Source organism: Deltaproteobacteria bacterium, assembly GCA_017302835.1.
Taxonomy (GTDB): domain Bacteria; phylum Bdellovibrionota; class Bdellovibrionia; order Bdellovibrionales; family Bdellovibrionaceae; genus UBA2316.
Window position 1 is genome coordinate 1 of the sequence record JAFLCC010000032.1, and the last position, 6788, is coordinate 6788.

Genomic DNA, 6788 nt, shown 5'->3' on the forward strand with positions numbered 1-6788 from the left:
TTGTTTATACTTTGGAATTAAATTGAAATCTGGACCTGTTAAAACTTAAAGTCTTACTTTAAGTAAAAGTTGAAATTATCTAAACCTAGTTTTCCACATATTTCCCACTAATTTTAGAAAGTTCCCAGGTACGTGGATTTTTCGTTAATTCCAAACTTTAGAACATGGTGTATTTTAAAAATCGACATTCGATAGGACCATTAAATACAAAAATTCTACGACTTGATTTTAATTTCATTTCTAGAATTAAATCTTTATTTCCTGATAAAACCCAGCAATCCCAATTTTTAAAGTGATTCTTCATCGTATAACCTAAATCTCGATAAACATCCTTTAGATTGTCTTCTTCGCCAATTCTGGCACCATAAGGAGGATTTGTTATCATCATTCCTTTTTCTTCCGGAGCTTTTACCACCGCAATCGTTTCTGATTTAAACTGGACAACATGATCAACTCCTGCCAATTTAGCGTTACTTTTTGCTTTTGAGATAACTTGCCGATCGATATCATAACCATATAAATTAAAATCTAAAGATTCTTTTTCGGCATCTAGGGCCTCAGTGACAAGTTTATCCCAAACTTCTTCCTTGTAGTTAAGCCAATTTTGAAATCCAAATTTTTTTCTCAAAGTTCCAGGCGCTATATTTAAGGCCATCATCGCCGCTTCGATTAGAAAAGTTCCAGAACCACACATGGGATCAACTAATGTGCTTTTTTTATCCCAACCAGCAAGTTCAATTAAACCTGCAGCTAAATTCTCTTTTATGGGCGCTTCTCCGACTTCACGTCGGTAACCTCTCTGATATAATCCAGAGCCAGAAGTGTCTAGAGCGACCCAAAAAGTATTTTTAGTTCCCTTCACATGTATTCGTAAATCTGCATTTTTTGAATCAACATTGGGACGGTCACCTTTTTCTTCACGAAATTGGTCCACAATAGCATCTTTGATCTTCATAGTGACAAATCTCTGATCATGTAAAACACAATCATTGATGACAGAATCTATAGCGATAGTTTGATGAGTATGGATATACTTTGTAAAATCGTGTTTTCTAATTTCTGAATAAAGCTGTTCTGGGTCATAGGCAATAAACTCGAGAACAGGCTTGTAAACTCTACTGGCAATTCGGGAAAAAAGATTAGCCTTGTAGCAGCCCTCCCAAGTCGTTTCAAAATAGACGCCACTATTAATTTTTTCGGTTTTATGAAATCCTAAAGATTGAAGCTCCAATTCTAAAACCCCAGACATCTCTTGAGGGCAGGAAGCAAAAAAATCAGCCATATATTCCAATTCTATTACGATAGGGAAACAAATTTAGGTCTCAATATATTTTGGCCCACCCCCACCTTCAGGAGGCGTCCAGTCAATATTTTCAAATGGACACTTAATATCGCACGTTTTGCAATGTATACAGTTAGTGTAATTTATTTTCAATTCTTTTTGATCTGAATATTTTTCAGATGGAATCATTTCATAAACAGCTGCGGGACAAAAGTGAGTGCAAGGAGACTTATATTTAGGTTCACAAACTGATCTACATGTGTCGGAATTTTGAAGCAATAAATGATTGGGTGAGTGCTCATCATGGATGGTTCCAGTCAGATAAACGCTGGATAATTTATCCATAGACAGATGGCCATCTAGCGGGGGAAGTTTAAGTTCCTTATTGTTGCCAGCATTCTCTCCCCAAATTTCCATAACAGTGGCTGTCGTTTTAGCATCTTCATGAACGGGCAATTTATCAAATAAACCCCTTCCTCCGGTTAACTCCTGAAGCGCTAACAAGGGTAAGGACTTAAACATTCCCTTGGAAAGGGTCTGATGAAAATTTCTGACTCTATAAAGCTCCTCTTTAATAAAACTTTGATTTATTTTAAATTCATAATTATTTAATAACTTCTCAGAAGCATCATCTTTTAGGTAGGACTCCAAAGCTACTTCTCCAGCCAGCATCCCTGATTTCATGGAAAGATGAATTCCTTTTAATTTTTGAACATCAACCATGCTAGCGGAATCTCCAACAACCATCCAACCCTCCCCAAATAATTGAGGCATCGAATACCACCCCCCGGCTGGAAGGGTCTTACCTCCATAGGCAAGTACTTTTCCTCCTTTTATGAACTTCTGAACAAAGGGATGAGTTTTTAATTTTTGTAATTCTCTATGGGGATCCAGATAAGGATCTTTCGTGTCTAAATAGGCAACTAACCCCAAAATAATTTTATCTTCGGGCAATGTATAAAGAAAAGTACCACCAATGCTTTTAGATAAAGGGTATCCCATCGTATGAATCACTTGACCGGGAACCACAGAACCTTTTTCACATTGAATGATTTCCTTGACACCTTCTTCAAAAACCTCAGGGTTTTTTCCTTTTCGAAGATTTAGTTTTTTACTCACGGCTTTAAACAAAGAACCTCTAGTGCCTTCGGCAAAAATAGTGATTTTAGATTTTATAATAATACCAGGTTCAAAATTTGTTTTTGGCGTGCCATCCTTATCTCTCCCCTTGTCTCCAGTCCTCACTCCAACGATTTTATTGCCTTCATAGAGGGCTTCTACCGCTGAAAAACCAGGAAAGATATTTATTCCTTGAGCTTCGCACAGCCCTCCTAACCAGCGGTTAAACTTTGAAATGGATAAAATATAATTACCATGATTCTTAAATGGAGGAGGTGTCATTGGAAGTTTTAGAGAAGACGATTCCGTCAAATAATAAACTGAATCGCCAGTTACTGCACTTTCAATTGGGCACTGAAGCTCCAAATAGTTGGGAATAAGTTCTTTGAGAGCTATAGGGTTTAAAACAGCTCCGGAAAGACTATGAGCCCCTATTTCAGAACCTTTTTCAAGTACAATAATCATTGGGGCCTCTTTTCCAGAGACTACAGGATCATTCCCTGATTTAAGTTCATTATATTTTTTCTGAATTTGATAGGCACAACTTAAACCAGCACTTCCACCTCCGACAATCAAGATATCGGTTTCCATTTCTTCATTTTTATAACCTTCAGGTAAAGAAAAAAAATTGTTCATACCTCAGCCTCCAATTAGACAAGTACAATTATTTTTGTCACTAATCACTAATCACCAATCACTAATCACCAATCACTAATCACTAATCACCAATCACTAATTATTCATTACTCATTACAGATTCGTCATCTTCAACAGAGCCTTGAATTTTTCGAGTTGGTTCAACAACTACTGGCAATAACTTTAAGGAAGATTCATCCTTTCCGCCCAAGTAGGTTTTATTTCTAACAATTAATGAGTATTCCTCATAGGTTGCTAAACTCATTTCTGCAGCAAATGAAAAATTACTAAAAACAAAAATAATAACAAAAAGTTTTACCATTTAAATTCCTTGTTTATTCAGCCTATTTTATCTTAAGACTAAAAAATGATTTAGACAACACTCTGTTTCTTCTATGTTGAACCATTGGAATTTGCTCTCTTACCTGTGTTATTTTATCTCTTTCTAAAGAAAAAATTTGAATGTTGTTTGGTTTGTTCAAGTCTACTTCGATTCGTCCCCACGGATCAACGATCAGTGAATGACCATAGGTCTCTCTGCTCAATCCTTTATACATTTTTGACTTGTGGATTCCGCTTTGAGCACTCGAAATAACATAACATTGGTTCTCAATAGCACGGGCTCGATTTAAAATATGCCAATGGCATTCACCCGTTTTTTTTAAAAAAGCTGCTGGAATTAAAATAACATCTACTTTTTTTTCAAAATACTTAAGATAAAGTTCTGAAAATCTAATGTCATAACATATAGATTGACCAAACTTCCAATTTTGATAGGTAAAAATAGATGGAACCGTTCCTGGAGTATAAACATCAGATTCTTTTATTGGGTCGTGTCCCTTTAGCTTTATATCAAATAAATGAATTTTCGAATAAGAAACGGTGAGTCTACCGGCTGAATCAAATAACAATGAAGAGTTATAATTTTTATTATTTAAATTGAAAGAAACTGATCCCAAATGAATTGTCATTTTATTAATTGCCGCTAATTTCTGAATCTTTTTAATGATCACTGAGTCCTTTTGAAAACTAACAATTTCAGTTCTTTCTTTAACTCTCATAAAAAGACAATTTTCAGGAAAAAAAATTATTTTAGCTTTTTTAGCTTTTGCTTGTAATGTCAATTTTTCAATGATTCTAAAATTTTCATCTACATTGTCGATTGAAGTTATAGATGCCACAGCAACTTTTAATTTATCCATCTTTTCTTTACCCTTCTTTCTAGAAGTTTCACAGAAAGAATAAAATCCAAATTATAAAATTCTTTCGCATCTCAATGAAAGAATTGATTTATTTAACACTTCATTTCGATCTAACTTTAAAATAGCTCTATTATTTTTTGCTTCTTCAGAATCATTAGCAAAATCTACTCCTAACTTTGTAAATGGAACTGAATTTATAATATTTGTTACTAATTCCTCGTACTCTTCTTTAGGCAACCGTTCCTCTAGGGCTTTTTTTACTTTACAAAAAACAAGAGTATTGGCGTCGGAAAACCAATTTGTCTTTGCATCTTTAGGAACTTCGTCTCCCCAAGCCAGAAGACTTGCTATTAAGAAAAATCTTTTGAAAATATCAAGAACATCTTTTTCAAGAAAAAGTTCACCTAAACACTGCTCCTCAATTTGATTTAAATTCATCGACATTTGATTTATCAATTCAAAGTAATCTATACAACTTCCATTAGATTTTCCCTCGCGACAATATTCAACCGCCTTCTTAATTTTTGGTGGAATAACATTTTTTTGTTCACGGTATCCATAAATTTTTCCACGAAGTGATCTTTTATAGGAATCTATTTGATCTTTGCAAATACTAGGTGGGGGAGCATAAAAAAAGAAAAAAATGGTCCCCAAAAAAATGACTATAAAGGGTATCAATTTAGAACTCATATCTACTTTTATTTTCATCTCTTAATCCTAATTTATTCTCTTCTGAAAAAACAAGAACCAATACCATCAATTGATAGTCGCATATCAGCTGATATGATTTTTTTATATTAAAAATTTGACAATACATTAGAAAGATTTTAAACAACAACAAGCATTGTAGTCGGGGAGTAGCGCAGTTTGGTAGCGTACCTGCCTTGGGAGCAGGTGGTCGCAGGTTCAAATCCTGTCTCCCCGACCAATTTTCCTTTTTTGGAAAGCTGGTTAAGACCTTGAAAACCCAAAAGAATTCAATTTTACCAGGTCCAACAAAAAGGGCTCTAAGATTCTTGGGTTCTACGGTTCTTGTCATTTAGTAAGGGCCTTTTTTAAAACCCAAATCGGTGGATAAACCGAGTCAAATTTCGATTTTTTCTATTTTATTTTTTTTAAATTTTATTCCCTGCCGTGAAAAACGGTGGAAGGCCTAGTCATGCCCAAAATTCTGACTTCTTACCTCATAGATGAGTGGACTTACGGGTGGCGTGCTCATCGTCAGGGCCACACGAGTGGTGTTGAGACAACAGAGTCCACTAAACTCCTCGAAGAGTTGGGTGTAGTTGGTAAAAGCGTTTACGTGGTTCGAACCCCTGTCCACCAAATTTCAAATCTTTTTTTTCTAAAAAGTATTTTACTATATAGGTTCGCATAAATAACAAGACATAATTCATAAAAAATGGGCCATATATCCAGAAATTGATTTTGGATTTTTTTGAATTTTTTCAAACACATCAGTTAATGTTTCTTGGATTTCTTCTTCATTTTCAAAGAGTTTATTTTGTGTAGCTTCCTTTCTAGTATACTTCCACAAATGCTCAGCTGCATTGAGTTCTGGGCAATAGGGTGGTAAATTGTAAACCTCAATCCAGTTACGATTTTCTTTAAACCATTGCCATACTTCTGAGCTTTTGTGGTAAGAAGCATTATCTTGGAAATAGTGAATTTTTCTATTTTTATCAAATAATTCCGTAGACATATATTCCAGGAAACCTATATAGGACATGACGTTGAAGACGTCTCCTATCCCATAAATAAACTCTGACGAAAGTACATCCATACAGCCGAAAACTTTTACAGATTTTCTTTGTCCCGTGACAGGTACTAAGGGTTGGCATCCTTTTCTGGACCAAGTTCTGTGAAGTGTTGAGTCTTGCCGGAAGCTAGCTTCATCTACATATACTAATCGTCATCCTCCATGTTGTACTTTTTTTTTATTTCTGGGTAAGTCTCTTTAAGCCACTTCTGTCTCTTTTCCTCATCTGCATTGGCTAAGAGTCTCTTTGGACTTTGAACTGAAAATCCAAAATCTTGAAGAAGTTTCCACACATGCCCTAGGGTAATTAAATGAAAAATAAAATTGAATTTAATGGTTACATTTTGAATGGAAGCGTATCGTCAGCACGAAGCCAATGCGGAAAGAAGAACTGCGCTTGTAAAGCCAAAAAGCCAAAACTACATGGCACCTATTATCGTTGGACGGGAATAATTGCCGGCAAAAGAACCACAAAGACGATCACGCCAGAAATGGCTATAGAATGTAGAACCAGAATAAAAAACTACAAGAAATTAAAAAAACAGTTGGATCTCATACTAGAACAAGCCCTTAAGGAGGCCCTTTGGACAACTGACTTCAATAGGTAGGATACTGAAAAGTTTTAGTGACGGTGTCGCGGACTATTTGTGGGTAATAGTAAGCTGTAGAAGTTTAGATCTGATCTGACACATCTCGGATAGCGAGAATGTGGAAAACTCAGTTACCCTTTTGTTTAGCTAAAAACAAACAAGATCAAAACGATCTAGAAAAGGTAACTGAATTTATGCAA

7 protein-coding genes, 1 tRNA gene and 1 pseudogene are annotated in these 6788 nt (G+C 35.3%); 2 read left to right on the forward strand and 7 right to left on the reverse strand.

All coding sequences use genetic code 11. The features are described 5' to 3' along the window. Positions 1-157 precede the first annotated feature (157 nt). From J0M15_16810 to J0M15_16830, 5 genes are all read right to left on the reverse strand, one after another. Entirely contained in the window at positions 158-1282 is a 1125-nt protein-coding gene (locus J0M15_16810) for an N-6 DNA methylase (GenBank protein ID MBN8538712.1), read from the reverse strand. A 33-nt stretch (positions 1283-1315) separates the two neighbouring features. Further along, positions 1316-3037: an electron transfer flavoprotein-ubiquinone oxidoreductase gene (locus J0M15_16815; protein MBN8538713.1), complete on the reverse strand. Its 1722-nt coding sequence runs from the start codon at positions 3035-3037 to the stop codon at positions 1316-1318. Between the two features lie 100 nt (positions 3038-3137). Beyond that, positions 3138-3359 (reverse strand): hypothetical protein, encoded by a 222-nt coding sequence (locus J0M15_16820; GenBank protein ID MBN8538714.1) that lies wholly within the window; start codon positions 3357-3359, stop codon positions 3138-3140. Positions 3360-3381: 22 nt separating this feature from the next. Then, positions 3382-4239 carry a carbon-nitrogen hydrolase family protein gene (locus J0M15_16825; GenBank protein ID MBN8538715.1) on the reverse strand — a complete coding sequence of 286 codons (858 nt, stop codon included), beginning with the start codon at positions 4237-4239 and terminating at the stop codon, positions 3382-3384. A gap of 51 nt (positions 4240-4290) precedes the next feature. Further along, entirely contained in the window at positions 4291-4947 is a 657-nt protein-coding gene (locus tag J0M15_16830; protein MBN8538716.1) for a hypothetical protein, read from the reverse strand. Between the two features lie 143 nt (positions 4948-5090). Between J0M15_16830 and J0M15_16835 the strand changes: the two genes are divergently transcribed. Continuing rightward, positions 5091-5167: transfer RNA gene (locus J0M15_16835), tRNA-Pro, on the forward strand. Between the two features lie 465 nt (positions 5168-5632). Here the strand turns inward: J0M15_16835 and J0M15_16840 are convergent. Together J0M15_16840 and J0M15_16845 are read right to left on the reverse strand one after the other, a co-directional pair. Then, a pseudogene (locus tag J0M15_16840) lies at positions 5633-6148 on the reverse strand (IS630 family transposase). Next, on the reverse strand, positions 6145-6291 hold the full coding sequence (locus J0M15_16845; GenBank protein ID MBN8538717.1) for a winged helix-turn-helix domain-containing protein: 147 nt from the start codon (positions 6289-6291) through the stop codon (positions 6145-6147). Before J0M15_16845 ends, J0M15_16840 begins: the two are co-directional and overlap by 4 nt. A gap of 18 nt (positions 6292-6309) precedes the next feature. Here J0M15_16845 and J0M15_16850 point away from each other — a divergent pair, with 18 nt between their 5' ends. Continuing rightward, complete coding sequence (locus J0M15_16850; GenBank protein ID MBN8538718.1) at positions 6310-6606, forward strand: hypothetical protein; 297 nt, start codon at positions 6310-6312, stop codon at positions 6604-6606. The last annotated feature ends 182 nt before the right edge of the window (positions 6607-6788 follow it).